The 23,854-nt window shown below is 59.8% G+C and carries 30 protein-coding genes and 1 pseudogene; 22 read left to right on the top strand and 9 right to left on the bottom strand.

Annotated features, from left to right (window positions below):
• The first annotated feature begins 8 nt into the window (after positions 1-8).
• From AB1E34_RS00375 to AB1E34_RS00295, 17 genes are all read left to right on the top strand, one after another.
• On the top strand, positions 9-920 hold the full coding sequence (locus tag AB1E34_RS00375) for a hypothetical protein (RefSeq protein ID WP_372570356.1): 912 nt from the start codon (positions 9-11) through the stop codon (positions 918-920).
• Between the two features lie 2 nt (positions 921-922).
• A complete protein-coding gene (locus tag AB1E34_RS00370; RefSeq protein ID WP_372570355.1) occupies positions 923-2,455 on the top strand; it encodes an RICIN domain-containing protein in 1,533 nt (510 codons plus the stop codon).
• 1 nt (position 2,456) lies between these two features.
• Entirely contained in the window at positions 2,457-2,702 is a 246-nt protein-coding gene (locus tag AB1E34_RS00365) for a hypothetical protein (RefSeq protein ID WP_372570354.1), read from the top strand.
• Positions 2,699-3,025, top strand: coding sequence for a hypothetical protein (locus tag AB1E34_RS00360; RefSeq protein ID WP_372570353.1), 327 nt, complete (start codon positions 2,699-2,701; stop codon positions 3,023-3,025). The genes AB1E34_RS00365 and AB1E34_RS00360 overlap by 4 nt, the downstream gene beginning before the upstream one ends.
• A 9-nt stretch (positions 3,026-3,034) precedes the next feature.
• Positions 3,035-3,448, top strand: coding sequence for a M15 family metallopeptidase (locus AB1E34_RS00355; RefSeq protein WP_372570352.1), 414 nt, complete (start codon positions 3,035-3,037; stop codon positions 3,446-3,448).
• A gap of 11 nt (positions 3,449-3,459) precedes the next feature.
• On the top strand, positions 3,460-3,651 hold the full coding sequence (locus AB1E34_RS00350; RefSeq protein ID WP_372570351.1) for a hypothetical protein: 192 nt from the start codon (positions 3,460-3,462) through the stop codon (positions 3,649-3,651).
• Between the two features lie 15 nt (positions 3,652-3,666).
• On the top strand, positions 3,667-3,930 hold the full coding sequence (locus tag AB1E34_RS00345) for a hypothetical protein (protein ID WP_372570350.1): 264 nt from the start codon (positions 3,667-3,669) through the stop codon (positions 3,928-3,930).
• Entirely contained in the window at positions 3,927-4,145 is a 219-nt protein-coding gene (locus tag AB1E34_RS00340; protein ID WP_372570349.1) for a hypothetical protein, read from the top strand. The genes AB1E34_RS00345 and AB1E34_RS00340 overlap by 4 nt, the downstream gene beginning before the upstream one ends.
• Positions 4,146-4,273: 128 nt before the next feature.
• Complete coding sequence (locus AB1E34_RS00335; RefSeq protein ID WP_372570348.1) at positions 4,274-4,717, top strand: hypothetical protein; 444 nt, start codon at positions 4,274-4,276, stop codon at positions 4,715-4,717.
• Between the two features lie 12 nt (positions 4,718-4,729).
• A complete protein-coding gene (locus AB1E34_RS00330; RefSeq protein WP_372570347.1) occupies positions 4,730-5,182 on the top strand; it encodes a hypothetical protein in 453 nt (150 codons plus the stop codon).
• Positions 5,183-5,190: 8 nt separating this feature from the next.
• Complete coding sequence (locus AB1E34_RS00325) at positions 5,191-6,723, top strand: hypothetical protein (RefSeq protein WP_372570346.1); 1,533 nt, start codon at positions 5,191-5,193, stop codon at positions 6,721-6,723.
• Position 6,724: 1 nt separating this feature from the next.
• Complete coding sequence (locus AB1E34_RS00320) at positions 6,725-6,994, top strand: phage fiber-tail adaptor protein (protein ID WP_372570345.1); 270 nt, start codon at positions 6,725-6,727, stop codon at positions 6,992-6,994.
• An 11-nt stretch (positions 6,995-7,005) separates the two neighbouring features.
• Entirely contained in the window at positions 7,006-7,299 is a 294-nt protein-coding gene (locus AB1E34_RS00315; protein WP_372570344.1) for a hypothetical protein, read from the top strand.
• Between the two features lie 3 nt (positions 7,300-7,302).
• The gene (locus AB1E34_RS00310; protein WP_372570343.1) at positions 7,303-8,424 is read left to right on the top strand and encodes a hypothetical protein; all 1,122 of its coding nucleotides are present in this window, start codon (positions 7,303-7,305) and stop codon (positions 8,422-8,424) included.
• Entirely contained in the window at positions 8,421-8,717 is a 297-nt protein-coding gene (locus tag AB1E34_RS00305) for a DUF6378 domain-containing protein (protein WP_372570342.1), read from the top strand. Before AB1E34_RS00310 ends, AB1E34_RS00305 begins: the two co-directional genes overlap by 4 nt.
• Before the next feature lie 1,162 nt (positions 8,718-9,879).
• Positions 9,880-10,308, top strand: a complete 429-nt coding sequence (locus tag AB1E34_RS00300; RefSeq protein WP_372570341.1) for a Panacea domain-containing protein — start codon at positions 9,880-9,882, stop codon at positions 10,306-10,308.
• Between the two features lie 5 nt (positions 10,309-10,313).
• The gene (locus tag AB1E34_RS00295) at positions 10,314-10,754 is read left to right on the top strand and encodes a hypothetical protein (protein WP_372570340.1); all 441 of its coding nucleotides are present in this window, start codon (positions 10,314-10,316) and stop codon (positions 10,752-10,754) included.
• A 44-nt stretch (positions 10,755-10,798) separates the two neighbouring features.
• Here AB1E34_RS00295 and speB read toward each other — a convergent pair whose 3' ends face one another.
• The 5 genes from speB to speA form a co-directional block, all read right to left on the bottom strand.
• Entirely contained in the window at positions 10,799-11,644 is an 846-nt protein-coding gene (speB, locus tag AB1E34_RS00290) for an agmatinase (protein WP_372570339.1), read from the bottom strand.
• Positions 11,641-12,810 carry a carboxynorspermidine decarboxylase gene (gene nspC, locus AB1E34_RS00285; RefSeq protein WP_372570338.1) on the bottom strand — a complete coding sequence of 390 codons (1,170 nt, stop codon included), beginning with the start codon at positions 12,808-12,810 and terminating at the stop codon, positions 11,641-11,643. Before nspC ends, speB begins: the two co-directional genes overlap by 4 nt.
• 98 nt (positions 12,811-12,908) lie before the next feature.
• Positions 12,909-14,123, bottom strand: a complete 1,215-nt coding sequence (locus AB1E34_RS00280; RefSeq protein ID WP_372570337.1) for a saccharopine dehydrogenase family protein — start codon at positions 14,121-14,123, stop codon at positions 12,909-12,911.
• 72 nt (positions 14,124-14,195) lie between these two features.
• Positions 14,196-14,852, bottom strand: coding sequence for a lysozyme inhibitor LprI family protein (locus tag AB1E34_RS00275; protein WP_372570336.1), 657 nt, complete (start codon positions 14,850-14,852; stop codon positions 14,196-14,198).
• Between the two features lie 5 nt (positions 14,853-14,857).
• Entirely contained in the window at positions 14,858-16,747 is a 1,890-nt protein-coding gene (gene speA, locus AB1E34_RS00270) for a biosynthetic arginine decarboxylase (protein ID WP_372570335.1), read from the bottom strand.
• 270 nt (positions 16,748-17,017) lie between these two features.
• On the opposite strand from speA, the gene AB1E34_RS00265 reads away from it, so the two are divergent.
• From AB1E34_RS00265 to AB1E34_RS00255, 3 genes and pseudogenes are all read left to right on the top strand, one after another.
• The gene (locus tag AB1E34_RS00265) at positions 17,018-17,743 is read left to right on the top strand and encodes a hypothetical protein (protein ID WP_372570334.1); all 726 of its coding nucleotides are present in this window, start codon (positions 17,018-17,020) and stop codon (positions 17,741-17,743) included.
• Positions 17,744-17,839: 96 nt separating this feature from the next.
• Positions 17,840-18,904: a Hint domain-containing protein gene (locus AB1E34_RS00260; protein ID WP_372570333.1), complete on the top strand. Its 1,065-nt coding sequence runs from the start codon at positions 17,840-17,842 to the stop codon at positions 18,902-18,904.
• A 44-nt stretch (positions 18,905-18,948) separates the two neighbouring features.
• Positions 18,949-19,005 (top strand): annotated as a pseudogene (locus AB1E34_RS00255) (hypothetical protein); the annotation flags it as partial.
• A gap of 27 nt (positions 19,006-19,032) precedes the next feature.
• Here AB1E34_RS00255 and AB1E34_RS00250 read toward each other — a convergent pair.
• Complete coding sequence (locus tag AB1E34_RS00250) at positions 19,033-20,052, bottom strand: ribose-phosphate pyrophosphokinase (protein ID WP_372570332.1); 1,020 nt, start codon at positions 20,050-20,052, stop codon at positions 19,033-19,035.
• 108 nt (positions 20,053-20,160) lie between these two features.
• Here AB1E34_RS00250 and AB1E34_RS00245 point away from each other — a divergent pair, with 108 nt between their 5' ends.
• A complete protein-coding gene (locus AB1E34_RS00245) occupies positions 20,161-20,763 on the top strand; it encodes a 2-hydroxychromene-2-carboxylate isomerase (RefSeq protein ID WP_372570754.1) in 603 nt (200 codons plus the stop codon).
• On the top strand, positions 20,760-21,569 hold the full coding sequence (locus AB1E34_RS00240) for an alpha/beta fold hydrolase (protein ID WP_372570331.1): 810 nt from the start codon (positions 20,760-20,762) through the stop codon (positions 21,567-21,569). The genes AB1E34_RS00245 and AB1E34_RS00240 overlap by 4 nt, the downstream gene beginning before the upstream one ends.
• Positions 21,570-21,841: 272 nt before the next feature.
• Here the strand turns inward: AB1E34_RS00240 and AB1E34_RS00235 are convergent, their stop codons facing one another.
• From AB1E34_RS00235 to AB1E34_RS00225, 3 genes are all read right to left on the bottom strand, one after another.
• Positions 21,842-22,246, bottom strand: coding sequence for a GFA family protein (locus AB1E34_RS00235; RefSeq protein ID WP_372570330.1), 405 nt, complete (start codon positions 22,244-22,246; stop codon positions 21,842-21,844).
• 75 nt (positions 22,247-22,321) lie between these two features.
• A complete protein-coding gene (locus AB1E34_RS00230) occupies positions 22,322-22,765 on the bottom strand; it encodes a MaoC family dehydratase (protein ID WP_372570329.1) in 444 nt (147 codons plus the stop codon).
• A gap of 105 nt (positions 22,766-22,870) precedes the next feature.
• Positions 22,871-23,746, bottom strand: a complete 876-nt coding sequence (locus AB1E34_RS00225) for a TIGR01459 family HAD-type hydrolase (protein ID WP_372570328.1) — start codon at positions 23,744-23,746, stop codon at positions 22,871-22,873.
• Between the last annotated feature and the right edge of the window lie 108 nt (positions 23,747-23,854).

Below are 23,854 nucleotides of genomic sequence, written 5' to 3'. Positions count from 1 at the left end.
AGGCCAGCATGGTAAGAAAATCCGTGGAGGTTGCCTATTTTGGCAACCCTAGAAGTGATGCGTATTTGCCGGATCGTGACGACCTTGAAGTGGTCATGTCTCGCGCGCCTCTGAACTTCGACCTGACCGCCGACTTGCTCGCAGACAACGAGTTGACATACCTGCTCGGTACTCGAAACACCGTCGAGGCGGGCGAGCAGATATGGGCAGATCATGCGCTTTACGAAGTCGCGGCCTCGGGTGCGTCGGATCATCACGAGACAACGGCAGGCGGTATAAAACTCTACGAATCCGGTTACGTCTTTTCCAATGAGACGCGCCTGCTTGCCGCGATATCGCGCATCGGGGCGTCCTACCGGGATGGAACAATCATTTCTTCGCCGGAGGCGCGATGGACCAAGGCAAGTGGGGTTTGGACTGAGCTATACACCGTTGAGGATGCAATTGCCCTGATCGGGGCGAAGCTCGATGACGCCGTAAATGCCGTTGCGATCAACAGGCTTCAACAAATGTCCGCGCGTACATTTGTTGGCAATCCTTCAGGTGCACTCGCTACTCCAACATCGATGGGTCTCACACAGGGCCTCGATATGCTGGGCTTCACCGGCGTGAATAACGGTGCGGAGAGGTCTCTTGGCCTTCCCTCCGACTACACGGACGCGGCGGTTACCGAGTTTCGCTTCGGCAGCCTGACCACGAATGCGTCTGGTACCACCAATCACGTTTATACCGACCCTTTTCCCACTCAGTGCCGAGGCGTATTCTGCCAATCGCAAGGCCCCATCGACACCAACGTTTATGAAATCCAAGTCGCCAACTTCCAGAACGCGACAAATTTCGACGTCGTGGTTAACCAAAAGAACGACACTGGCAGCACGCGCGTCGCTCGCGCTATCTCGTTCTGGGCCTGGGGGGACTGACGATGTTCCCGCAGCGCGTCAACGAGCTTTCAGTCCGAGCGGGCGGCAATACCACCCGGTTTGGTGAGTTCGACGGGATGGGGGCGCTGGCCCCTGGTGAAAGCATCCTGGGAGATACCGTCTATGTCTTCTATCGCGGCTATGACAAGAAAGAGACCATAGGCGGGAAGTACCAGCTCAGCCTGATGACCGCCCCCAGATCGGAGTACGCGAAACCTGGGATCAATGGTGACTGGAGAGTCACCCCTCTGATCCCGCCGCCCTCGGACTATGCGCTCATTGAACCCGCATTTTCTGCCGCTGCCGATGACCAATGGCGCGACCTGCTTTCAATTGTCGTGGATGGCACGATCTACATCTATTCGATGGTCGTTGGTGCCACCCAGCGGATGGTTCGTTTCTCCTTCGATGAAGTGGGGGAAATCATGACATACGACGGTGAATGCCTTTGGAATGGCGGCAGTTGGGGCGCGAACATTGGGGCGGTGTACCACCACAACAATAACTGGTTCGTGGCCTGTGGCGTGAATGCGGATGATGCAGCACTTGGACAGGCCAAGCGGATGAGACGCTCAGCTACCGGTGTTGGAGATACCTGGACCGGGCAAAACGACATCATGCAGCCCACGGGCGCTGATGGTGACATCGATCGCTACAGCTATGTGACCGGGTGGGGCTGGCAGGACGCCAGTTACGCCTACATGATGGTGCCCTCGATCGGGCATGTCGATCACATCGACTGGCCGGAAGGGATTACGCTGTTTCGCACGCCGCTGTCGATACTCGATCAGACCGATAACACTTGGGAGAAATACCCGTATCCCATCATGCTTCGAGACCCCAATGAGAGCGCCACGTGGCAGCTTTCCTACGCTGATATGGGAGATGGCTTTCGTGGGTCATATCTTCATTGGGGTATCGACAATCTGGAAGCGGTCGGTGCTACCGAAATGCTGGATGATCGGGACATTCCCTATAATGGCAACGACGCAGATTTCTTTCCGACCAGCTACAAGAACGTGATCAACGTCAAATGGGGCAGTCGGCTTGCTCTTGAGGACTGGAATGCCCCGCCGGTCGTGCCGGATCGCTATCGCATCCAGAACGTTAAGACCGGGCAATATATGGTGGCAACCGATGTCACGGAGAATGCCCTGTGCCAGGGGCAGGCGCTATCGGGAACGGATCGTGACTTCTGGGACATCTCGTATGAGAACGGCTTTTCGATCCTGACGAATGCCGCATCAGGGAAGATCCTCCGGGTGCGCGACAATGGGCGCGGCAACAACAAGTTCTGCGCGGTGTTCGACAGCCCAGGCACAGGTAGCGCCAACTATTCCGGTCAGTGGCTGATCAACCCTGTCCACGACATTCGCTCGAAGGATGGAACGTTCATTGCCGGGGGGCGAATGGTTCAGATCACGAACCGATACAGCAGCCTCCGGCTCAAGATCAATGAAACCGGCGATCAGATCACGCAGCGCAAGGACGCGCACGGGACCGACGGTTGGTGGCGATTGCTGAAGGCGGTGTGACGTGAAGAGGTTCGCACTTGAAGTCCTGTCGGTTGTTTCCCGGCTGATAAATGTTCTGCTGGGCGGAAGTGCCGATATTACTTTCTCAGCCCGCTCTCACGTTGAAGAACTCTGGACAGAGCGTTGGATTGACGCGCTTTTCTCTCTGTTCGGCGAGAAGGAACATTGTCGCAAATGGTGGGAATGGGAAGTGAAGCGGTCGCGCCGCAACGTGGAGCGCCACGAATTTGAGGACTGGTTAAGATGAGCGATGGTAAGTGGCATCTCGATAAGCGCGTTCCGGTGGCGCTTATTTTTGCACTGGCGGCACAGTTTGCGATGGGGGCCTATTGGGTGGCGACGACTGAGGCCAGGCTCGCAGGGATCGAAGAAAAGGGCGCGGCTACCATTCGTGAGATTCAGTCTCTTGAGGCGGCGGATCGCAGGCATGAGCAAGAGATTTCACAGACACAGCAACAGTCATCCATCTTGGTTGAGCGGTTAAATTCAACAATCGACAGCGTGAACCGACTTCAAGGCGAAGTTGAAGAGACCAACGACCTCCTGCGTGAAGTTCTGCGCGGACAGTAAGGAAACATCATGACATTCAGATTTTCGAAGCGCTCGCTTGAGCGCCTTAAAGGCGTGCACCCTGACATCGTCTCATTGATGCATCTTGCCATCAAGGAAACGCCCATCGACTTCACTGTTTTGGAGGGCCTGAGGAGCGTGGATCGGCAGAGAAAGTTGGTTCGCTCGGGCGCATCCAGAACTATGAATAGCCGCCACCTGACCGGTCACGCGGTAGATATAGCACCGTACGTCGATGGTCAGATTTCGTGGCATTGGCCGCACTACCATGAGCTAGCGCCTGTCGTGAAGCAATGCGCCAAGAAGCTGGGCATTCAGCTTGAGTGGGGCGGTGATTGGCGGAGCTTCAAGGATGGGCCTCACTGGCAATTGCCATGGGCCGTCTACGGAAAAGACGACAAGACCTCCAAAATCAAAACCTGAAGGAAAACCCCATGACATTGAACGAGTTCAAGGCATGGCTTGAGGGCTATCTTGAAGCTGGCGGCAGCGACCTGAATGCCATCCAAGGCAGGCTGGCAAAGGTTCACGAAATGCCGGTGACCATTCCCCCGATCTACGCCCCGTCCGATCCGTTTCGGCCTTACTGCACGACCCCAATCGTGCCGCCCTATACCACCTGCTAACCAAAGGAAAACCCCATGAAACGTATGATTGCCGCCCTCATGGCGGTCCCAATTCTTGCGGCCTGTTCCGACCTCACACCGGAGCAAAAGACAGCGCTTGTTGCCGAGGCCGTGTTCATTGCCGATGCGATGCAAGACGAAGGCGAGACCATCGTTGATCTCAGCCCTGAGCAGTTGGCGGTTCTGGAAAGTGCCTGCCGCCTTGGTCCGGTTTTCGCCCCGGAAGAAATCGCAACTATTGAGACGGTTTGCGCTGCTGTGAAGGAGGCAACCCAATGACCGACGTGAAGAGCTTCCTAACATCCAAGACAGTGTGGGGTGCGATTATCGCTATCCTGCCTCAACTGGCGCTGATCTTCGGCTTCCAGTTCACCGAGGCGGACGCGGCTGACCTGCAAGAAAAGGTCTCTGCAATCATTTCGGCCCTCGGTGGCATCTACGCAATGTATGGCCGGGTCGTCGCCAAAGAGCAGATCGGCCTGAAGTCCCAATGACACCCGAAACTGCGGCGCGCCTCCTAATTGGTCTTGGCGCGGCGTTTTCCTTCGGCGCTGGCTTTGTGCTGGCGCTGGAATTCATCCCCTGCGGCTGAGCCGCATTTCCCTAAAACTGGAGAAAGACTATGGCTACAGGTGATATTACCTGGTTCAACGAGGCTCGCACGCTGGATTACTTTGCGGGCTGGGCATCAACCGACGACATCAAAATCGCAGTTCTGGACAACACCACTGCACCCACCGCTGCGACAGCAACACCTGCACTTGGTGATTTCACTGAAGTTGGTACAGCGGGCAGTTACGTTGCTGGGGGCACTTCGGTTGGCGATTGGGGCACTGTGTGGTCTCAAGCTGGCGGCACCGGGACCATGGACTCTGCGACAAACCCGACATGGGCGCAGAACGCATCCAATGACACTGATGCGCATTGGGGGCTTGCCTACAACGCCACGCAGGCGGGCAACCCTGCCATGTTCTTTGTTGAGCTTGGCGGCCCCGTGAACATGACCACAGGTCCGCTGACTGTGACCTGGAATGCGTCAGGCATGGCAACGCTCACGCAGGCTTAAGGGGGTATCGCTATGTGGCCTACACAATCTCTGTCCCTGAAAAAGGGCTATGAGAGCGCCGCGAACCAGATCGACAGCATCAAGCGGATTGCTCAGAACAACCGCGACACGATGGCTGCTGGTCCGGTGCAGGCGAGCTACTTCACCGCTCTAGGTGAGAACCTGTCGTCGGCACTTAAGATGCTGTCAGAGGTTTCGCACCTCGCTGGCATCTTTGACTACATCTCCAAGGAGGAGCAGGGCGCGCGGACGGCTCTTGCAGTCGAAGAAAATATGACCGCCATCAAGGCTGCATTGTTCACCGCGCTCGGCGAAATAAAGGCGAAAGCACCAATTGATGCCGACAGGTACCTCTTGACGGTGAAGCTGCTGGAAGATGGCACGCTTGAAGAGCGCACGTTCGACGCAGCCGAGACGGAGACCTTGCGCGGACTTCTTGATGCGCTGATTGCTCTGATCGACTGAGGTGAGCCATGGCCGCACCAGTCATTGAGGCAAAAACAGAGTATGTAAGCTCTTCCGACAGCACGTCTCACGTCGCCAACGTCCCAACTGGGCTTACATCTGGTGAATGTCTTGTTGCGATTGTCAGCCCCGACGTCACGGCCAGCATCACGGCCCCCGCAGACTTCACGACGCTCATTCACAGCAGCACCAGCCAGCGACGGATTGGTGCATACTATCTGGAAGCAGACGGTACAGAGCCCGGCACCTATACCTTCACTCTAAGCACGTCAGAGCCTTGCATTATCACGATGTATCGGATTTCTGGGTGGGATTCGACTGAGGCTATCGTTGTCACCGCAGCGTCCATAACGGGCAATTCTACAACTCCGACCGCGCCGAGCATCACTACGACCGTTGATGACAGCCTGGTCCTGCACTTCAATACACTGCGGGGTGGCAGCAGGACACAGACGCCGCCAACCGGCACAACAGAGGAAGCGGATAACTCCGAAGGCCCTGCAAACGATTCAGGTGTCGCGCAAGCCGTTGCTTCAGAGGTTGTCGCAACAGCAGGGGCTACGGGGTCCAAGACTTGGACTGTATCGTCCACCACGCAGACGCTTGCTGCGGCTATTGCAATTGCCCCAACCACCGGCGGCGGCGGAACAAACGTAGACGCCTCAACAGCCTCGTTGCAGATCGCGACTCATGCTGCGTCTGTCTCAGTGCCGGTGGACGTACCAGTCGCCGCTGCGGCCCTGTCCATCACGACATACCCGGCAACGATTAGCCAAGATGTCAATGTATCGGCATCCTCAGCCGCGCTCACAATTACCACGCATCCGGCAACCGTTAGTCTGGACGTAGACATCCCTGCGGCCTCCGCAAACCTCCAGATCACCACGTACCCTGCTAACATAAGTCAGGACATCAACGTCTCGGCTTCTGTCGCCGATTTGATCCTGACGACATACCCGGCGACGGTATCGGTCGATGTGGATGTGCCTGTTTCTGTGGCTCAACTGCAAATCACGACCTATCCGGCTAACGTTGAGATAGGTTCCGGCATCGCTGCCTCCACAGCAGACCTGCGACTGACAACCTATCCGGCGACAATCTCTCTGCCGGTTGATGTTTCCGCCTCCATCGCGCCGCTTCAAATCAGCACATACCCCGCCACCATTACCTCCGGAGCAAACGTGCAGGCCGCAACGGCTGATCTGTCGTTGACAACGCATCCTGCGACTGTGTCTTTGGATGTCGATGTCCCGGCCTCGACAGCGGCATTGCAGATCACCACTTATCCCGCAACGATTTACACGAGCGTAGCAGTCAATGTGGACGCAGCCACAGCGCCGTTGGTTATCACCACCTATCCGGCCTCTATTTCCGCAGCTATCGACGTTGCGGTGGCAACTGCCGGGCTTGAGATAACCACATACGCGGCAACAGTTACGCTGGGAACATTGGCAACCCCACCAGAGCGCACCTTGTTCTTACCTGCCTCAAACAGAACTCTCCGCATCCCCGCAAGCAATCGAACACTAAAGGTTAGCTGACATGCCCGACCCAAAAGACCCAGACGCCATTTTGGACTATTACTTCGACTGGTCGGACGAGATGACGGAGTACAGCGATAGTATTGCAAGTCACTCGATCCTGCCAACCTCTGGCTTGGCAGTCGATTCATCCAGTCATACGGCGAACATCGTCACGGTTTGGCTTTCTGGCGGTATTGCGGGACGGACCTACCGCGTCACTTGCCGGATTACGACAGCAGGCGGGCGCACCGACGACCGTTCCATGAACATCTTCGTCATCGATCAATAAGGAGACCACCCATGAAACTCCTAGCAACCGCTGCGGTGGCCCTTTTGGCGACTCAGGTGAGTGCGCAAACGCAAAACTGCGCCCCTCGGGATGTGGTGCTGGACCGGCTGTCCGAAAAATACGGCGAAAGCCGCCGTGGCATCGGGCTGGTGCAGCAAGGCTCGGTGATGGAGGTCTTTGCCTCGGATGACACCGGGACCTGGACCATCACCGTCACGCTGCCCAACGGGATGACCTGTCTGGTTGCTTCCGGCCAGTCCTATGAGGGGCTGAGCGAAGCGCTGGTGGACGGGGACCCTGCGTAAGCCATGACCCCCAAGCAGCAGGAGGCGGTGGATGCAATGCGCATCCATGGCAGCCAACGGGCGGCGGCGGCAGCGCTTGGTGTCAGCCGTTCAACGCTTAGGTCGCGCCTGGATTCGGCTAAGCGGTGGGAAGACGCCCCTGAAGGCCAGAAATCGGCCATAGCGGTCAGCGGCCTTGATATCGGCACGGCCAAGCATGGCTGGCGCGTTATACAGCACGACGACGGGTCACGGGATAGTGTGTTCTGGAAGGCGGAAGCTCCGGCACCGGAAGAAATTATTGAGAGCGTCAGGGGCGCATTTGAGGGGCTGTCTGTAGCCCCCAACATAGACCCACCGTCACAGGTCATGTCTGACCTTTGCACCGTCTACCCCGTCATGGACCTGCACTACGGGATGTTGGCGTGGGGCAAAGAGACGGGCGGGGCTGATTACAGCCTCAAGGAAGCCGACAGGGACGTGGCCTATGCCTTTGCGAAGGTCATGGCGCTAACCCCAGCGTCGGACACAGCGGTGCTCCTGCTGCCCGGAGACACCCTGCACGCAGACGACAACAGGGCAGAGACCCCCCAATCAAAGCACAAGCTGGACGTGGACACCCGGCTCTGGAAGGTTCTGGACAATGGTATCGAGATAATCGACGCCATGATTCAATACCTGCTGGCCAAGCACGCTCGTGTGATTGTGCGCGTCATGCGCGGCAACCATGATGAGCACTCCCACTTGGTTCTCAGTTTTGCCATTGCCGAACGCTACCGGGAACACAGCCGGGTTGAGATAGAGAAGACACCGCGCGACCTGTTCATGCACCGGTGGGGACGCAGCGCGATTTTCGCTCACCATGGGGATAAAGCGAAACCCCAGCAGCTCGCCCTGTATCTCAGCGACGTTTGCGAGTTCTGGTCATCTACACGCCACAGATACGCCCTCACAGGCCACGTACACCACGATCAGGCCAAGGACGTTGGGCCGCTTCGCTGGGAGTCCTTGCGCGCCTTCTGCCCACCTGACGCCTATGCAGCAAGCATGGGGTACGGGGCGAGACGAGCGTTGCAATCCCTGACATTCGACAAAACCGACGGCCTTGTTCTCAGGGCCTTAGACCCGATTGAAAGAGTAGCATGAACCGAGCCGAAATTCTCAGCACAGCAACCGAATACGTCACCAAAGACCGCGCAGCGGACCATGGCGACATGGAAGATAACTTTGGTCGCATTGCTGGCCTTTGGACCGCCTATCTTGGCGTTGATATCACATCGGTTGACGTATCAATGCTGATGGTCCTGTTGAAGGCAGCGCGCGTCAAGTCAAACCCCAATCACGAAGACTCATTCATTGACATTGCGGGATATGCAGCGTGTGGCGGGGAGGCGGCTACTCGTCGCCCTCGTTCAAACAAGTTGCCCTCCAAGACATAGTTTTACTGAAGCTCTCACGCCCGCACCGGGTACACCGCGCCCTTGGCAAGGTCATTTCCTTGAACCTCCTCACAAGCTCCGGGTCTTCAAACCCTTTCGAGTGCCCGCAGACACAGTGGAAGTATACGACAAGCGGCATTCAGAACATATGGGGAACATTTGCGAGTCGGGCAATGGAAAAGACACCGTTTTCGGTTGGGAAAACGCCTGTAACTCTTTGTTCTATATGGGTGCCCTTTTTGCCCGGTTGGAGATAAAGTCTAGTAAATTCAACAATCCTTAGCGGTCTCCAAAACCGTAGGTCGCGGGTTCGAACCCTGCTGCCCCTGCCATTAAAATCAGCCACTTACACGTAACCTACGGATTGTCGGCACCGGTGTCTGTGCGTTTTTTGTGCGTTTTGCGGAAAAACAGCGTGAATCGGGGCTGCCGGTCACGTCTTGGACGGGGTAGGGCACCGGCCACAAAGCCATCCGGTCACTTGACGCAATCTCCGCTGTGCGGTGCCTGGCGTCCCGCACCAACGCGCCTCGCAAAAAGAGAACGGGCACGGCCTGTTGCGTGCCCGTATCCTTTTTGGGGAAACTATTGAACCAACGTTTTACTGACGTAACCACTTAACGATTCCAGCGTGGCCCAATACGCTGCTGGCCGTATGTGAAGTGGGTCACGGTCGAGCAAAAAAACTGTTCCGCTCTCACGCTCGCGTCACAACCAACGGCGGATCATTTTGGGACGACAGGATATCGAACCACTTGAAGCAAGTCCCATCCGGATTCCACTTATCGCCCGCACGAATGAAGCTGCCGTTAGCTCCAAGACGGATGAGAGCGGCCCTGAACGCCCGTAAGTCGATCAGCCACCAGTTCTGTAGCGACGCGCCGTCAACGCCCGCGTGATCAAAAACATCCAGTCGCTAAATCCACTCACTATCTTGGATAGCTCTGTCTTGTTACCTGCCGGCACCTGTGCGCGGATAGTGAACTGGTTGGGATGCCTTGGGCAGTGTAGCAACCTCGGCGGTTGGGGTCAGCCTGCTCATCAGCCTGGATCAGACCGGAACGATCTGAGCGCGTGACGAACGGCGGTGTGGCACGCCCTCTTGGTGCCGGGCTGGGCCTGTATTACTGATGGCGCATCCGGGTCCCAAGATGGGTGTGCAATGTCTGTTTTCGATGTCTCCAAGCTCATCCTGCACCTTGCAGGCCCGATGAGCGCGATGAAGCTGCAAAAGCTCGTCTATTACGGTCAGGCCTGGCATCTCGTCTGGCATGATGCGCCGCTGTTTGACGCGCGGGTCGAGGCATGGGCCAACGGCCCGGTGGTGCCCGTGCTTTACCATGTGCACCGGGGCAGGTTCACCCTGACAGCGGACGACATCGTCGGCGATCCCGGCAATCTGACGTCGGATCAGATCGGCACGATCGAAACCGTGCTGGGCTTCTATGGTGCGAAATCCGCGCAATGGCTAAGCCATCTGACCCATGTCGAGGCACCTTGGCGGAACGCCCGCGCGGGTATGGATCATGACCATCGGGCCAGCCAGGAGATCACCCAAACGGCGATGGCCGACTATTACGGCGGGCTGTGACGATCATGGCAAAGAAGCACAAACACCCCAAATTCGCCAAAGACCCGATTGCCGCAAAAGCGGCGCTTTATGCCCATCCCCCCAGTTTCCATGGCGCGGTTCTGGCCTGGCGGTTCAATGCGGTGGACCGGGGCGGACCGTTTGCCTGGTCGAACCTCACCGACCCCGCGCATTACAAGGCCGCTGTCGAAAAGCTGGCTGGGTTTGAGGTGATGTCCGAAGCGGATCTTTCGGCGGCGGGCTGCCATGCGATCCCGCTTGAGCACCTGTCGAAAGCGGCGCAGCACAGGTTGATCGAACTGGAACTGGACGATCTGGATGCGCTCTATTCCTTCCGGTTGACTGGCAAGGCGCGAGTCTTTGGGGTGGCGCGTCACCATTATCTGCGGGTGCTGTGGTATGATCCGGACCATCTGGTCTGCTCATCACACAAGAAACATACCTGACAGCAGATCAGGGTTTGCAGGAACCCGCCTACTTCCTGCAGGTCTCAGCCACAGGCCGCCATCAGGCGATAGACGATCTGGGCGGCGGTAAAGTCCCAGGCCGTGTTGCCGTCAGGGGCCAGTTCCACCACGTCGAAACCGACGCAGGTCCGGCCTTTGAGCGCGTGTTCCACCAGATGCAGCGCCTGATAGTATCCCAGCCCCCCGGGCACGGGCGTGCCGGTGGCGGGCATCAGCGAGGGGTCGAGCCCGTCCACATCGAAGCTGACATAGACATGCTCGGGGAAGTCCTCGGGCAGGTCGACCCGGTGGAAGTCATGGGTCACCAGATCCTCGGCATCATGGTAGAAAACGTGATGCGCGGCGCGGCTCTCGGCCTCTTGCTGGCACAGCGCGCGGACACCGAACTGTGCCAGCCGCACGCCGTCTTCGGCCAGCAGATGCATGACCGAGGCATGGCTGTGTTTTTCGCCCTGATAGGCCACCCGCAGATCGGCATGAGCGTCGATCTGCACGATGCCTACCGGCTTGCCCAGGGCGCGCGCCACACCTGTCACAGCGCCATAGGTCAGCGAATGCTCGCCACCCAGCGTGACGGGGATGGCCCCCGCGCGCAGCGCCGCCTCGGCCCGTTGTGCCAGGCTGTCCATGATCTCGGGCAGCGCGCCGGTGCAGTCCAGCGGCGTTTCGGTGAAGATGCCCGCCGCGCAGGGTTCGTGACCCCGGCAAAGCCGTTCCAGCTCGTTTGAGGCCTCGATGATCGCCTCGGGGCCGCGCGCGGTGCCTGCGCCGTAGGATACCGTGCGCTCCAGCGGTACCGGGATCACCCGGAACCGGGCGGCCTCGCCACGCTCAGTCTCGGTCAATTCGCTGTCCAAAAAGATGCTCACGAGAGGCGCTCCTTGAAATCGTCATAGCCAAACTGTTTCACGACCCGCAGATCGTCGGTCTCGGAATTCCACAGCGCGATGGCGGGCAGGGGGACGCCGTTGAACGTGTTGGTCTTGACCATGGAGTAATGCGCCTGATCGAGAAAGGCGAAGCGCTGTCCGACCTGAAGGGGCGTGTTCCATGTGTAATCCCCGATCACATCCCCGGCGAGGCAGGACGGCCCGCCCAGGCGATAGGTATGGCCTGTTTCGGCCTCATCCATCAGCGCCGGGCGGTAGGGGGCCTCGATCACGTCGGGCATGTGGCAGGTGGCCGAGATATCGGTGATCGCAAGGTCCATGCCATTGACCGGCAGGTCGAGGATTTCGCCCACCAGAATGCCCGCATCCAGCGCCACCGCTTCGCCGGGTTCCAGATAGACATCAACGCGGTATTTTTCGCGGATTGTGCGGATGAAGGTGATCAGCGCCTCGCGGTCATAATCATCCCGCGTGATATGGTGGCCACCGCCGAAATTCAGCCATTTCAGATTACCCATGAACGGGGCGAGTTTTGGTTCCACCGCCGCCCATGTCCGTGCCAGAGGCGCGAATCCCTGTTCGCAGAGCGTGTGCATGTGCAGCCCGTCCACCCCGGCAAGCGTATCAGTGGTGAGCCGAGACACCGGCGTGCCAAGCCGGGAGCAGGGCGCGCAGGGGTCGTATTTGGGCACCTCGCCTTCGGAATGTTCGGGATTGATGCGCAGCCCGACCTGCACGCCTGCGGACTGGGCCCGGGCAAGAAACCGGTCCTTCTGGGTCGGGCTGTTAAAGATGATGTGATCGGACAGGGCGAGGATTTCGTCGATATCGCTGTCCTTGTAGCCAGCGCAGAAGGTGGCGACCTCGCCGCCATATTCCTCGCGCCCCAATCGAGCCTCGAAAATGCCGCTGGCGCAGGTGCCGCCCAGATGTTGGCGGACAAGCGGGGCCAGCGCAAACATGGAAAACGCCTTGAGCGCGCTGAGAACATGCGCGCCAGAACGGGTGCCGATATCGGCAAGGATCGTCAGGTTCCGTTCGACAGCCTTTTCATCGACAACGAAACAGGGCGAGGGGACACGCGAAAGGTCGAAGGTCCGAAAGGCGCCAGCATCACCAGCCTGTGTGGTCATCATGTCGGACATGTCCGGCGTCTCCGTTTAGTGGAGAGGCCGGGGGCGCTGCCCCCGGACCCCTGCCGTATTTGTAACAAGAAGAAGGGACGAACGCCTCGTTACCTGTGTCAGAAATTCACCGGGCCGTCGAGTTCGTGGACCTGCCAGGGCAGCCCATGGGTGTTGAGCATGTCCATGAAATCATCCGGGTCGAGCTGTTCCATGTTCCAGACGCCCGGTTGCACCCAGTTGCCTTTTAGCACCTGCGCCGCGCCGATCATGGCCGGGACCCCGGTGGTATAGCTGACCGCCTGGCTGCCCACCTCGGCATAACATTCCTCGTGATCGCAGATGTTGTAGATGTAATAGGTCTTTTCGCCCGAGCCGTCCTTGGCCTGACCCGTGGCGATATCGCCGATACAGGCCTTGCCCTTGGTTTCCGCGCCCAGATCACCGGGATCGGGCAGCAGGGTTTTCAGGAACTGGATCGGAATGATTTCCTTGCCGTCATGCATCACCGGATCGATGCGGGTCATGCCGACATTCTCAAGCACTTTGGCGTGCATGATATAGGCGTCCCCGAAGGTCATCCAGAAACGGGCGCGCTCGATCTCGGGGAAGTGGGTCGTAAGCGATTCCAGTTCCTCGTGATACATCTGGTACATGTTCTTGGGGCCGATGGCGGGAAAGTCGTATTCGACCTTGGTGGTCATGGCCGGGCTGGTCTGCCAGGCGCCGTTTTCCCAGTGACGGACCTCGGCCAGAACCTCGCGTAGGTTGATCTCGGGGTTGAAATTGGTGGCAAATTCCTGGTCGTTGCTGCCGCCATTGGCGTCCAGCACATCGATCTGGCGGATCGTGTCGAGCTTGTGTTTCTTGAGCCATGTGGCAAAGACCGAGGTGACACCGGGATCAAAGCCCGAGCCGAGAATGGCGGTCAGACCGGCCTCTTTGAAGCGGTCCTGATAGGCCCATTGCCAGTGATATTCGAACTTGGCCACGTCTTCGGGTTCGTAATTGGCGGTGTCCAGATAGTGGCAGCCCGCCTCAAGACAGGCATCCATCAGCACCAGATCCTGATAGGGCAGGGCGAGGTTCACGAGGATTTCGGCCCCGGTTTCGCGGATCAAGGCGACGGTGGCAGAGACGTCATAGGCATCGAGCGCGGCGGTCTTGATCTCGACGCCGACGCGCTCTTTCACCGCCGCCGCGATGGCGTCGCATTTCGACTTGGTTCGGCTGGCCAGAGTGATTTCGGTGAAGATGTCGGAATTCATCGCCATCTTGTGCACAGCCGCGTGGGATACGCCGCCCGCGCCGACAACCAGTGTTTTTCCCTTCATCTATTCCTCTTTTCTAAAGGTCTTTGCGGTGCAAAGAGGTTAGGCCGGCGCCAGATGGCTCGGCGTTGCGTATCAATTTTTTCGAGCCGCGGTTGGCTGACAAGTCAGAATCGCACCTTTTCCATCCTCATAGGCAGAGGCAGCGCCTCCGTCGAGATACCGAAAGCGGCGCCCGGTTTCGGCGTCGTGAAACGCGATGGCCCATTGTCCCGCTGCGTCAAGCTCGGTGGCGGTTAGGACGCTGCCCAGCCCCGCACGAGAGAGATACATCATCTCGGGTTCAGTTCGAATGGCCAAGTACCAAAACCCGCCATTCTCGGCACCGCAGTTAAAGGTAATCGGACCGCTCGTGATATGCTGACCCAGATATGCGGTCTCGCTGTTATGGGCTATGGCTGCAAGTTGCGCGGCGTAGCTTTTGATCAGGCAATCCGGGGCTGCGGCGTCGGTTTTGGCGCAGATATCGCGCTGGGCAAGCCAGGTTTTCTGGCTGTCATAGAGGGCCTGACCGGCATCGCCATCGCTTGCGGATTTGTCGATCATTGCAGCGCTGTAGACCGTGCTCATTTCACGATCAAGCGCCGACAAAACCGGGTCACCGCAGATGGCGGTTTCAACCGGTGTTTCAGCCTTGAGGCAATCAAAGGACGGGCCATCCGCTGGAACAGCTGTCGGGATCGCAGCAAAAAGCGCAATCGCCGCGTATCGTGTCATACTCCTCTGGGTCATCGCCCTCACTCGTAGTAGGTATAGCCGTTGATGCTGTCGCGATAGGCGCTCATCAGGGTTCTGCGGTCCTTGGATTGCAGAGTACCGGTTGAAATGGCCTCGTCCACCATTTTGCGGAAGGCGGCGACGCAATCGGCGGGGTCGAACTCCACATAGGACATCACTTCGGAGATCGTATCGCCCTCTTGTTCATGCAGCAGGTCGAACCCGCCATCACCCCGCAGGTCGATGGTCACCACATTGGTGTCGCCAAAGAGGTTGTGCAGATCGCCCAGCGTTTCCTGATAGGCGCCGACAAAGAAGACGCCCATGTAATACTCGTCCGTCTCGGGCAGGGTATGCACCGGCAGGCTGGGCGAAACGCCATCGGACAGGATGAACCGGTCGATCTTGCCATCGCTGTCGCAGGTGATATCGCTGAGCACCGCGCGCCGGTCCGGGGCCTCGTTCAGCATCTGCAAGGGCACGATCGGGTGCAGCTGGTCGATCGCCCAGACATCGGGCAGCGACTGGAACAGCGAGAAATTGCAGTGATATATATCAGCGAGGGTCTTTAGCTCGTCATCGACATCGGTTTCACCCTCGGCTGCCGCCACCAGCGCCTTGATCCGCGCCATCAGCGACAGGTAAATGCGTTCGGCCCGCGCCATCTGGCGCAGATCCACATAGCCGCGGCGAAACAGCGCGCGCAACTCGTTGCGGTAGAAGGAGGCATCGTTCCAGCATTCCTGCAACCGCTCTGCACTCAGGTATCCGTTCACGGCGGCCAGATCGGACAGCAGGTGGTGATCGTCGGGTTCCACCTCTGGCGCGCTGGGCGCGTCATAAAGTGTGCTTTCCAGCACGTTGAACACCAGCATCGATGAGGTCGCCACCACCGCGCGCCCGCTTTCGGTGACCAGCGTCGGGTGGTCGATTCCGGCCTCGTCCATGGCATAGCCCACGGTTTCCACCACATTGGCGCAATATTCCTCGACCGTGTAGTTGATCGAGTTCTCGGTGGCTTTCTTTTCGCCGGTATAATCCACGCCCATGCCGCCACCCAGATCGAGATGGGTCAGCGGCACGCCCTCGCGGGTCAGTTCGGTGAAATAGCGGCAGGCCTCGCCCACCGCCCGGCGCACATCGTTCACATCCGGCACCTGACTGCCCAGATGCGAATGCTGCAGCTTCAGGCAATGGCTCAGCCCGGCATCGCGCAGCTTGTCGACCACCGCCACCAGTTGATCGGTGTTCATGCCAAAGGCGGAACGATCGCCCGAGCTTTCCTCCCATTTACCGCTGATCTGGTTGGTCAGTTTCACGCGCACGCCCAGCAGCGGCTCGATCCCCAACTCCTTGTAGACCTCGATGACGGTATCGGCCTCACGCGGGCTTTCCAGCACGATCACCGTGTTGAAACCGATCTTGCGGCTGAGGATGGCAAGCTGGATGAATTCGGCATCCTTGACGCCGTTGCACACGATCAGCGCCTCGCGCGCCAGACGATGCGCCAGCGCGATCACCAGTTCCGGTTTCGAGCCCGCTTCCAGCCCATAGCTGTATTTCTTGCCAAACTCGACGATCCGGTCGATCACCTGCGCCTGCTGGTTGACCTTGATCGGGAAGACACCGCGATAGCTACCCTTGTAGCCCACCCGCGCGATCGCCTCGGCGAAGCTTTCGTTGATATGTGCGATCTCGTTTTCCAGATAGGAACTCACGCGCAGGATCATTGGCGCCTTGATGCCGCGCTGGTCCAGATCCTGTAGGATACCCGGCAGGCTGATGGCGGGGGTTTCGGGGGAGAGCGGGTTCTTCAGCCCGATCTCACCGGCATCGGTGACCACGATCAGCCCCTTGCCCCATTTGTCCACCGCATACACGGAATGCGCTGGGTCCTGATTCTGTTGCAACTCGCGCGTTCCTTCTGTTCAGCGGCCATCTTGCCCGCGCGTTTAAGCGAGGGAGAGCGATTCTTCCAATACCCAAACCACGGGCAGCGCGCGTCAGTCTTGCGGCCTCCGACCCGGAAAAACTGCGCAAATAAGGCAGTTATGGGGCGCTTATTGGTGCTGACCCTGCGTCAATCTTCGCAGCTGTTGCCAAAATACACTAGTGAGAGGTCAACCATTCCTTTAGAAAACTGAGGTCCAAAGGGGGCACAACAGAATAGGGAATTGAATATGTTGCGCCGTTTCATTGCCCCTTTGGCGGTAATCTTCCCGCTATGCGCTGCTGCGCAGTCAGAAGTGCCCCTCACCGGCAGCGATGCCGTGATCACCGTGTCACGAAATGCTCAGGATGTCGGGCTGCTTTATCCTCTCGACGACCTGGCGCGCATCGCGCCGCCAAAATCGGAAGCGACCTGGTTCAACCCTCTGCAGAAGCTCGGCTTGCGAAACAAGAACGAGCCGACAGAGCCGGAACTGTCCAGGCAAGCAGCCACTCGCGCCGAGGTGGATGAGACGGTTGCGGCGGCTGACCCCGTAACCACCACCACCGAATCCGCAGGCTGGTTCGCCAAGCTGCTCAAGCGCGACGATACGGCCACGACACTGCGCTTCCGGCCTTTCGCCAAGCTGCGCGCGCGGGACACCACCGACCAACAAGACCCCGCAACGCAGTTCACATTGGGCGGCAACCGCTCGGGCGCGTTGCTGGCACCGGATGGCGAGGCGGGTATGAACTACAACGCCTTTCTGGGGGCCGATCTGGGCTCTGGCGTCAGGCTGAGCAATGATGTCGCGCGCAACTCGGGCGTTCTGAGCCTGCTGGAGGCAGAGCCAAAGCATGACTGGCCGGGCAAAGCACCTTCTGCCGCCTATGGGCCAGCCTCGCGCGGGCATGGCATCGACACGGGCAAGGAAGAGCCCCGGATGGCGCCTCTGGGCATAAAACTGAGGTTTTGAGGGCACGTCGCCCCATTCCCTGACACGAAAAGCTTTGTCAGACCGATCTGTGCTGTTAACCTTTTGTGAATAACAATAACAGCAGGCAATCAGGCAATGGATACGGGCTTTAGCGGCACGTTTGTCATCTCCTGGGCACAGACGGAACTTGATGGCCTCACGGCCGCACCACTGGAAACACTGACGGTCGGGGCGGTTTGGTCATGGCGCGGCGAGGCCGTGCGGGTGGATGAACCCAATGGTCTGTGTGACACAGGGCAGGCAGGCGATAACGACGCAGATCGCAGATACGCAGCACAACAGGTGCAGCGGATGGTTGGTGCGGCGGTCGAGCAAAACACCAACATGGGCGTCGCGGATTCGGCTGATCCGCTGATGGATCGCAGTTTTGTGGTCAGTGACGGAGCGCGGTGTTTTACCGCCACGCTGATCGAAGCCGGCGATACAGCACGGCCGCTTCTGATGTTCCATGACGGGCTGCCGCCACGCAATGAGGACCTCCATGTCGTGCAGCACAGGTTCGACGCCTGGCCGGGACCAAGCATAACCCCGGTCGCAGGTGGCGTCATCTGTTTCACTCCCGGCACGCGAATTCGCACGCCCGACGGGTTCCGTCTGGTCGAGGACTTGCGGGAGGGCGATCTGGTGCAGACCCGCGACAGCGGCGCGCAGAAGGTCCAATGGATCGGCCAGCGCCGGATGAGCGGCGCGCGGCTCTTTGTGATGCCGGACCTGCGCCCGATCCGTTTCGCCGCCGGAGCGTTTGAAACCGACCGGCCCGATGCGGAACTTCTGGTCTCGCCCGAACACCGGATGCTGTTGAAAGGACCCGCCGCGCAGGCGCTGTTCAACACGCCCGAAGTGCTGGTGCCCGCGCGGCAGCTGGTCAACGGATCAAGCGTCCGCGTGGATATGGGCGCGCGCGAGGTGACCTATGTGCACCTGCTGCTGCCCGCGCATCAGATCATCTGGGCCAACGGTGTCGAAACCGAGAGCTTTCACCCCGCCAGCGCCGCGCTTTCGGCCCTGACCGAGCAGGACCGGGCCCGTTTGCTGCAACTCCGGCCCTCGCTGGAGAGCAACCCCCACAGCTACGGCGATTTCGCCCGCCGCCCGCTTTCGGACAGTGAGGCAGCACTGTTGCGGCACGAGGTCGCTTAGCCCGACCCCTGCTGCCGCCCGAGCTACGCTAAAATGCCGACAGCCTGACGATGGCCTCGCACGTGGTGGCGGCCAATTTCCAGAGCGTCGCGCAGGCCAATGGTTACTGGAGGGTCCGACCCGCAGGGTCAGTCCATGTGGTAGAGCGACTCGTAGATCGGGGTCAGCGTCTTGTCCTCGAACAGCGAGGAGACCGAGGTGCCGTTCCAGATGTTCAGGATCGCCTGGGTGAAGATCGGCGCGGTGGGCACCACGCGGATATTGCCGGCCTTCTGGATTGGCTTGGTCGGCTGGATCGTGTCGGTCAGGACCAGCGATTTCATCACCGAATTGGTCACCCGTTCCACTGCCGGGCCGCTCATCACGCCATGGGTGATGTAGGAATGGACCTCCTTCGCGCCCTTGTCCATCAGCACCTGCGCCGCCTTGCAGAGCGTCCCGGCGGTGTCGCAGATATCGTCCACGATCAGGCAGATCTTGTCTTTGACGTCACCGATCACGGTCATCTCGGCCACTTCACCGGGGTTTTCGCGGCGCTTGTCCACGATCGACAGCGGCGCGTTGATGCGCTTGGCTAGCTCGCGGGCGCGGGCCACGCCGCCCACGTCCGGCGATACCACCATCAGCTCGTCCATCTGATCCTTGAACTGCGTCTTCACATCCAGCGCAAAGATCGGGCTGGCATAGAGGTTGTCGACCGGTATGTCGAAGAAGCCCTGAATCTGCGCCGCATGCAGGTCCATGGTCAGCACCCGCTCGATCCCGGCACCGGTCAGCATGTTGGCAACCAGCTTGGCCGAGATTGGCGTGCGGGCCTTGGTGCGGCGGTCCTGGCGGGCATAGCCGAAATAGGGGATCACCGCAGTGATCCGATCCGCTGACGACCGGCGCAGCGCGTCCGAGATGATCAGCAGCTCCATCAGGTTGTCATTGGCCGGGTTCGAGGTCGGCTGGATGATGAACATATCCTCACCGCGCACATTTTCGAACACTTCGACAAAAATCTCGCCATCGTTGAAGCGTTCCACCCGCGCCTCGACCGGGGCCTGATCAACGCCGCGATAGAGGCTCATCCGCCTGGCGATTGCATCGGCCAAAGGTTTGTTGGCGTTCCCAGCGATCAGCTTGGGTTCGGTCGGTGTCGGCATATGGAGAATCCCCGAGGCAGCGGTGTCATGTGTGACAGATTCGTGATGTTGACACCGCTTAGCATGGGCTTACCGTCCGGCAAAGAGAGCGTGATGGAGAAAATGACGATGGCCGACATTGACTATTTTTTTGCGACATTGTCGCCATATGCCTACCTTGCAGGGACCCGGTTGGAAGAGGTCGCCGCCAAGCATGGGGCGACCATCGCCTACAAGCCGATGGATATCGTGGCCCTGTTCGGGCGTACCGGCGGCAGCCCGCCCAAGGACAGGCACATCTCGCGTCAGGAATACCGCCTGCAGGAGATGCGCCGTCAATCTGACAAGCTTGGGATGGCGTTCAACCTGCAACCGGCCCATTGGCCCACCAACGCGGCCCCCTCGTCTTATGCGATCATCGCGGCGTCCAAGGCGGGTGGCGGTGATCTGGGCGGGCTCTGCCATGCGATTCTGCGCGCCTGCTGGGCCGAGGAGAAGGACATCGCCGATGATGCGGTGATCCGGGAGTGTCTGGAGCAGTCCGGGTTCGATCCGGGCCTTGCCGATAGCGGCCTGCTGGTCGGGGCCGAGACCTATGCCGCCAATCTGGAAGAAGCGGTCGAGCGCGGCGTGTTCGGCGCGCCGTTCTACATCACGTCGGATGATCAGCGCTTCTGGGGACAGGACCGGCTGGACGATCTCGACCGGCATCTGGCCGGGCAGGCGAAGTGACAGTCCTGCCGGCCGTGGCACAGGGGCTTCATGTGCGGCGGCTTGGGCGTGGCGCGCGCCAGGTGCTGGGGTTTCACTGCACCATGGCCCATTCCGGCGCGCTGCGCGGGCTGGCCCAGGGCCTCGGACCCGATGTCGCGGTGACCGCGCCCGACATGCCCTCCCATGGGCGCAGCCCGGATTGGGACGGGCAGGGCAGTGTTCTCGACCGCATGATCGAGGCCGGTATCGCGTTGCTGCGTGAACCGATGGACCTGATCGGGCATTCCTTTGGCGGCGTGGTCGCCCTGCATCTGGCGGTTCAGCGCCCCGATCTTGTGCGCAGCCTCGTGCTGTTCGAGCCGGTCTTCTTTGCGGTCGCCAAACAGGATCGGCCCGAAGACACGGTGGAGGACGCCAGAAGCATGCAGCCGGTGCATGACGCGCTGGCCGCCGAAGACCCGGAAACCGCGGCGCGGCTGTTCAACCGGCTTTGGGGGGCAGGGGGGACCGCATGGTCCGATCTTGCCGAGACGACCCGCGCGGCCATGACGCGTGGCGTGGCGATTCTGGCCGATGCCAATGCCCAGATCACCCGCGACCCCCACGGGTTGCTGCGCCCCGGTGGGCTGGACGATGTGGCAGCACCGGTGCTGCTGCTACGCGGGGCGCATTCACCGGCGATCACGGCAACGGCCAATGAGGGGCTGGCCCGGCGTCTGCCGGATGCGGTCAGCCTCGATGTGGAGAATACTGGCCACATGGCCCCGCTGACCCACCCGGCCCGCGTGGCCGACGCGATCAAACGGTTCTGGTCGCGCGGCTGAGGCGCAACGCGCGCCCGGGTTACCCCATGCAAACCTGCCATCGGGCAGTGTGTCGGCGATCGATCCTTCACCTGCACCCTTCGGGGCCTGCGTGTCGTAACAGACGTGGAACCGGACCCTTTGGCAGGGGTCTCGACCGACCGGTTGGCCGAGCGGGGGTGACGCCCCGTTTCCGAACTCCGCAAAGGTGGCGCCACCGATACTCTCTCAGACAGGTTGCCCCGACGGGCTCAACCGCCCCGGCAAAGCCGGTGGTGGGCAAAGTCGTATCACTACTGCTCGTCGAAGGCTTCAATCTTTGAGAGATCATCCAACCAGCCAGCAGCCGAACGGGTCCAGAACTGCCGCAGGGGAACAAACTCGGTAGCCTGATCCAGCGCACCAACCCGAACGCCTATCACGCGCGGTGGCGCATCATCGGATGTCGCATAGATCGGAGCACCGCACTCCGCGCAGAATGCCTGCTGTCTGATGGCACCACTTGCCCCGGTTTTGCGATAGATCCGCGGCGTGCCCGAGGTCAGTCTGAAATCGTCCTCAGGAACCGGCACCACCACCCGAAAGGGCGAGCCGGAGAGGCGTTGACAATCAGAGCAATGACAAATCCGCGTGCGCTCCGGATCGGCCTCCGCCTCAAACCTGATCGCGCCGCAATGGCAGCCACCCTTTACCCGCATGTCACCCTCCTGCCAGACCGGTCAGCGGACATCATTGCTGGCAGGGAGGTATTTGCAAGGTTTGAACGGGCGCGATCAGTCGAACTTGCGGCTGGGGGCCAGGACCATGGCTTCGCCGATCAGAACCTTCTTGCCATCCACCGCGCAGTGGCAATCCAGCTTCACGCGGCGCTTGGAATGGTCGATATCGACAACCTTGACCTCGGCATAGACCATGTCGCCGGGGCGCACAGGGGCGAGGAATTTCAGCGACTGGCCCATATAGACCGTGCCGTGACCCGGAAGCTGCTCGCCGATCACTGCCGAGATCAGGCCCGCCGTCAGCATCCCATGGGCGATGCGCCCCTCGAAGATGGTGTCGCGGGCATAATCGTCATCCAGATGCACCGGATTGCGGTCGGTCGAGACCTGCGCGAACATTTCGATGTCCTCGTCGGTCACGACTTTGCGCAGATGGCGGCTCATGCCCATCTCGATATCTTCGATACAAATCGTTCCGCGCGGCAGGTTGTCCAACATGTCACCCTCGTCTTCCGCCACCATGGCGGTAATTAACTGGCGTGATTCTGATCACGTGAGCAACTTTATTACTTCGCACTTGCAGAAAATCAAGACAATTCTGCGCTAGCGAAGAAATCCGATCGTGTAGGTGGGATTGGACATTTCGCGGTTCAAATAGGCCGCGAGCGCCTCGGGGTCGGGATCGTGATGGGTGTTGGTCTCGGTTGCGGCCAGACCACCGCTGATGAAAAGCGAATCGATCCCTTCGCCCATCCCTCCGGCGATATCGGTCAGCACACCGTCACCAATGGCGAGGATTTCGCTATCCGGAATGTCATGACCCAGGCTTTGCAACCGGCGCCGGGCAAGATCATAGATCGGCGGGTGCGGCTTGCCGAAATAGAGGCTTTCGCCGCCCATTTCGGTGTACAGCTTGGCCAGCGCCCCGGCACACCATTCCCGCACTTCACCGCGATCCACGACGATATCTGGATTGGCGCAGAGCAGCTTCATCCCCATCTGCTTGGCATAGAGGAAATCGGCCCGGTTCACATCCGGGTGGGCCATCGGGTCGAAGGGGCCGCAACAGACAATCCCCTCGGCCTCGCGCAGCGGCACGCGTTCGATCTCGATGGGATTTTCCAGGATGTGCAGCGGCTCGAAAAACCCTTCGTCGCGCTGCCAGTCACCCATGAAATAGACCTTCTGCCCCACAGCGCCCCGGAACATCGCCGAGCGCGCCGAATCGCCGCTGGTGGCGATGGTGTCATAAGAGTCACGCGGCACGTTGAACCCTTCGAGCTGGGTCATGACGCCGGCGCGGGGCTTGGGCGAGTTGGTGACCAGCACCACGATCCCGCCGCGCGCGCGATAGGCTTTCAGCGCTGCAACCGCATCGGGAAAGGCGGTCACCCCGTTATGGACGCAGCCCCAGAGGTCGACGAACAGCGCGCGGTACCGGTCGGACACGTCGCTCAACGAGTGGATAATCTGGCTCATGGGGTCTCCTGCGCTACATCTTCATCGGGATATGCCCGAACCCGGCGGCGATGACCACAGCTTTGCGGGATCGCGGTGCTTTGATCGGAAGGCGGGGAAAACCGGGCT

Source organism: Ruegeria jejuensis, assembly GCF_041537905.1.
Lineage (GTDB): Bacteria > Pseudomonadota > Alphaproteobacteria > Rhodobacterales > Rhodobacteraceae > Ruegeria_C.
This window is presented reverse-complemented; position numbering and strand designations above follow the sequence as displayed.

Coding starts and splice junctions, on each gene's coding strand:
- AB1E34_RS00375 (WP_372570356.1), top strand. CDS start 9: ATGGTAAGAAAATCCGTGGAGGTTGCCTATTTTGGCAACCCTAGAAGT.
- AB1E34_RS00370 (WP_372570355.1), top strand. CDS start 923: ATGTTCCCGCAGCGCGTCAACGAGCTTTCAGTCCGAGCGGGCGGCAAT.
- AB1E34_RS00360 (WP_372570353.1), top strand. CDS start 2,699: ATGAGCGATGGTAAGTGGCATCTCGATAAGCGCGTTCCGGTGGCGCTT.
- AB1E34_RS00355 (WP_372570352.1), top strand. CDS start 3,035: ATGACATTCAGATTTTCGAAGCGCTCGCTTGAGCGCCTTAAAGGCGTG.
- AB1E34_RS00350 (WP_372570351.1), top strand. CDS start 3,460: ATGACATTGAACGAGTTCAAGGCATGGCTTGAGGGCTATCTTGAAGCT.
- AB1E34_RS00345 (WP_372570350.1), top strand. CDS start 3,667: ATGAAACGTATGATTGCCGCCCTCATGGCGGTCCCAATTCTTGCGGCC.
- AB1E34_RS00340 (WP_372570349.1), top strand. CDS start 3,927: ATGACCGACGTGAAGAGCTTCCTAACATCCAAGACAGTGTGGGGTGCG.
- AB1E34_RS00335 (WP_372570348.1), top strand. CDS start 4,274: ATGGCTACAGGTGATATTACCTGGTTCAACGAGGCTCGCACGCTGGAT.
- AB1E34_RS00330 (WP_372570347.1), top strand. CDS start 4,730: ATGTGGCCTACACAATCTCTGTCCCTGAAAAAGGGCTATGAGAGCGCC.
- AB1E34_RS00325 (WP_372570346.1), top strand. CDS start 5,191: ATGGCCGCACCAGTCATTGAGGCAAAAACAGAGTATGTAAGCTCTTCC.
- AB1E34_RS00320 (WP_372570345.1), top strand. CDS start 6,725: ATGCCCGACCCAAAAGACCCAGACGCCATTTTGGACTATTACTTCGAC.
- AB1E34_RS00315 (WP_372570344.1), top strand. CDS start 7,006: ATGAAACTCCTAGCAACCGCTGCGGTGGCCCTTTTGGCGACTCAGGTG.
- AB1E34_RS00310 (WP_372570343.1), top strand. CDS start 7,303: ATGACCCCCAAGCAGCAGGAGGCGGTGGATGCAATGCGCATCCATGGC.
- AB1E34_RS00305 (WP_372570342.1), top strand. CDS start 8,421: ATGAACCGAGCCGAAATTCTCAGCACAGCAACCGAATACGTCACCAAA.
- AB1E34_RS00300 (WP_372570341.1), top strand. CDS start 9,880: ATGTCTGTTTTCGATGTCTCCAAGCTCATCCTGCACCTTGCAGGCCCG.
- AB1E34_RS00295 (WP_372570340.1), top strand. CDS start 10,314: ATGGCAAAGAAGCACAAACACCCCAAATTCGCCAAAGACCCGATTGCC.
- nspC (WP_372570338.1), bottom strand. CDS start 12,810: ATGTCCGACATGATGACCACACAGGCTGGTGATGCTGGCGCCTTTCGG.
- AB1E34_RS00280 (WP_372570337.1), bottom strand. CDS start 14,123: ATGAAGGGAAAAACACTGGTTGTCGGCGCGGGCGGCGTATCCCACGCG.
- AB1E34_RS00275 (WP_372570336.1), bottom strand. CDS start 14,852: ATGACCCAGAGGAGTATGACACGATACGCGGCGATTGCGCTTTTTGCT.
- AB1E34_RS00265 (WP_372570334.1), top strand. CDS start 17,018: ATGTTGCGCCGTTTCATTGCCCCTTTGGCGGTAATCTTCCCGCTATGC.
- AB1E34_RS00260 (WP_372570333.1), top strand. CDS start 17,840: ATGGATACGGGCTTTAGCGGCACGTTTGTCATCTCCTGGGCACAGACG.
- AB1E34_RS00250 (WP_372570332.1), bottom strand. CDS start 20,052: ATGCCGACACCGACCGAACCCAAGCTGATCGCTGGGAACGCCAACAAA.
- AB1E34_RS00245 (WP_372570754.1), top strand. CDS start 20,161: ATGGCCGACATTGACTATTTTTTTGCGACATTGTCGCCATATGCCTAC.
- AB1E34_RS00235 (WP_372570330.1), bottom strand. CDS start 22,246: ATGCGGGTAAAGGGTGGCTGCCATTGCGGCGCGATCAGGTTTGAGGCG.
- AB1E34_RS00230 (WP_372570329.1), bottom strand. CDS start 22,765: ATGTTGGACAACCTGCCGCGCGGAACGATTTGTATCGAAGATATCGAG.
- AB1E34_RS00225 (WP_372570328.1), bottom strand. CDS start 23,746: ATGAGCCAGATTATCCACTCGTTGAGCGACGTGTCCGACCGGTACCGC.